Origin of the sequence: Halorubrum sp. C191 (assembly GCF_002727095.1) — an archaeon.
GTDB classification, from domain to species: Archaea; Halobacteriota; Halobacteria; order Halobacteriales; family Haloferacaceae; genus Halorubrum; species Halorubrum ezzemoulense.
In genome coordinates this window covers 1-2820 of the sequence record NZ_NHNZ01000067.1, presented here as the reverse complement: position 1 = coordinate 2820, position 2820 = coordinate 1, and the positions used below count along the sequence as shown (strand labels likewise).

Genomic DNA, 2820 nt, shown 5'->3' with positions numbered 1-2820 from the left:
CAACGTTCAAAGCTGAGTGACAGTATCAGTAGGGAATCTCATCGGAGCTGTAGTTCGAACTAGATAGTGGGGGAGGGGGGTGCGTCCGACAAGACGGGGAGGATGGGAGGCACCTACGCAGCGAGTTCGTTACACCGGTAGAAGCAGCGATCAGTTGGAGCCGAGAGCGGAAAGACGTGGTTCGAACTCCTCCTGAAATTCGTCCATCGCATCCACCCCCCATTCGACCAAGTGATTTCGCTGGTCTGCGGTGAGATCGGTGATGGTCCGATCAATATCTTCAGGCTGTTTGATCCGGGATGCTTGTTTCTCAGGCAACCGTTCCCACTCTAACTCGACGCCTAAATTGCTCTCAATCTCCGTTCGGTCGCGTTTCAGCGCCTCGAATATCTCCTCGTTGCGTTCCTTATCCGACGTGGAGATGTAGAGCTCAACAGAGAACTCGGGCCCCTGGTGGAACACCCAGCCGAATCGGACGCCCCCGATACCGGCACTGAACGTTAGACAGTTCCGAGGTCCGGGCTTGAGTTTGTACCAAGTCGGCCGTCGCTGCGAGTACGCCTCGACCATCTCGGCGAAGAACTGCCGGTAGCTACGCCCGAGGTCGGACAGCGACTCGGTGCTCACCTCGCGTTCCCATTCGTTGGGCTCGACAACGACTTCGAACTCGAACCCACGCTCCTCGGATCCCTCGATACTCACGACGCGGGGTTTGATCGCGAAGAACTTCGCGCCTTTCGGCCCGGTTTCGTTCAACCATTCGAGGACGCTTCGGTGTTCCGGCCGGAACTCCTCGGCGAGCCACATCGTGAACCCAGCGTTCTTTCCCGACGAGTACGTCAGAAGTTTCCCCAAGTGGTCGTGGTCCGTCCGGTTGTATTGATTCTCGATGACGACGGTCTCGCCCGTGTTCATCTCTCGTGCGACGATGTCGGCCGAAAAGTCGCCGACGGCTTCCTCAGCTCGTGCGTCCTCGATCTCTATCCCCAACTCGGACGCGAGCAGGTCGATGTTCTCTGTCAACCATTGCGTGAAGTCCCGCTCTTCGTCCTCCCACACCGAGCGGAGGTCGTGCCCGTGGATTCGCGAGACATTTTGGCCCATGGACATGCGTCTTCGGGAGTTTTGATAAAACGTTGTGGGCCGACTATTCTCGAAGCGACATTCGCTGCGGTCCGTTGCCGGACGCACCCCCCTCCCAGGGTTGCGCGGTCCTGAGACGATGAATACGAGTGTCGTATCGGGTACAGAGCGGTTCTAGGATCGTGGCTCGTTATGAGGACACTAGAACTACAGTCGAGTATCTCAGTAGTTTGCTGGACGCACCCCCCTCTGTCCCCCTTTGCCACCCAAAGCACAGTAGAGCCGAGAGAGAACCGACCACAGCTTTCAGGACGTACACCCGTATCTTAGACAGAAAGACATGTAGGACACGGGGGTTTTATGTATGACACCTGAAAACGGGAGCGTATGAAGGCGTTCGGCGACGAGGACACGATCTTCGAGGACATGGACGTCCTCAACCCCAACGAGCAGACGTATCAGCCCGAGTCGCTGCCGGAGCGCGAGGTGGAACTCGACCAGATCCACTCCGCCCTCCGTCCGGCGACGATGGGCTCGACGCCGCTCAACCTGATCGTGTACGGGCAGTCCGGGCAGGGGAAGACCGTCGGAATCCGCCTCAAGACCGACCAACTTCAGGAGTACGCCGATGATTCTGAGATGGGCCTCACTGTGGTCCACATTCGTTGTAAGGGCATGGACGGCTCCTACCACGTCCTGACACATCTCGTCAAGCGACTCCGTGAGAAGCGATTTGGGCCCGGTGAGGAGCTCCCGAGCGGTCACCAGCGGAAGACTCTCCTCAATATGGTGATCGAGAATCTGGAGAAGGTCGGCGGGACGGTCATCGTTGTCCTCGACGAGATCGATGCCATCGGTGACGACGACTACATCCTCTACGAACTCCCGCGGTCGAATCCGGATGGCGTCCGTCTCTCCCTCATTGGAATTACGAACGACCTCCAGTTCCGCGAGAACCTCGACGCTGACGTCCGGTCGAGCCTCGGTGAAGACGAGGTCCGCTTCGAGCCCTACGACGCTGATCAGCTCCGCAATATCCTCGCACGACGTGCCGCCGGTGCCCTCCGTGACACGTATTTCGAGAACAGTATCGAGGACTACCAGCATCTCCGAAGCGAGATTCTGAGCGACGACACGATCCCGCTTGCCGCGGCGTTAGGCGCACAGGACACGGGAGACGCTCGCGAGGCGATCCGCCTACTGTTCCGTGCGACTCGGTTTGCCGACGATAGGGGCGAGACGACCGTCACAGAAGAGCACGTGCGCGAGGCACGGGACTTCCTGGAGACGAAAGCCATTGAGTCGGGGATTCAGACACTCCCGAACCAGCGAATGCTCGCGCTCATGGCAGTCACGTATCACGGAATCCAAGGCGACACACCCGTGACGACGACACCGATCTACACTCAGTACAAGACCTTCTGTGAGTACGCGGACGTGAACGCGCTCTCAAACCGCCGGTTCCGTGACCGGCTCAATGATCTCGCCGATACGAACGTGCTCAACAAGCGACAGGGACGAGGTCGTGGCGACGAAAATCAGTATTCGCTGGCAGTCGATCTTGATACGGCACTCGAGAATCTCCCGAAGGAATCGGAGCGCCTCGGAGATGTCGCAACTGTTCTCCGAGAACAGGATGGTGTTACAGCCGATTAATCCCCGAATATTATCCAGCTAGGGTAACCGATAGCCCACTTAGAGAGAACGGAGAACCAATATCAGTCGATCACATCGGGT

2 protein-coding genes are annotated in these 2820 nt (G+C 58.2%); one reads left to right on the top strand and one right to left on the bottom strand.

The features are described 5' to 3' along the window. Positions 1 to 150: 150 nt before the first annotated feature. Positions 151 to 1104, bottom strand: a complete 954-nt coding sequence (locus Z052_RS05965) for a DUF4268 domain-containing protein (protein WP_094519893.1) — start codon at positions 1102 to 1104, stop codon at positions 151 to 153. A gap of 366 nt (positions 1105 to 1470) precedes the next feature. Here Z052_RS05965 and Z052_RS05960 point away from each other — a divergent pair, with 366 nt between their 5' ends. Next, entirely contained in the window at positions 1471 to 2739 is a 1269-nt protein-coding gene (locus tag Z052_RS05960; RefSeq protein ID WP_094519892.1) for a Cdc6/Cdc18 family protein, read from the top strand. Positions 2740 to 2820 lie beyond the last annotated feature (81 nt).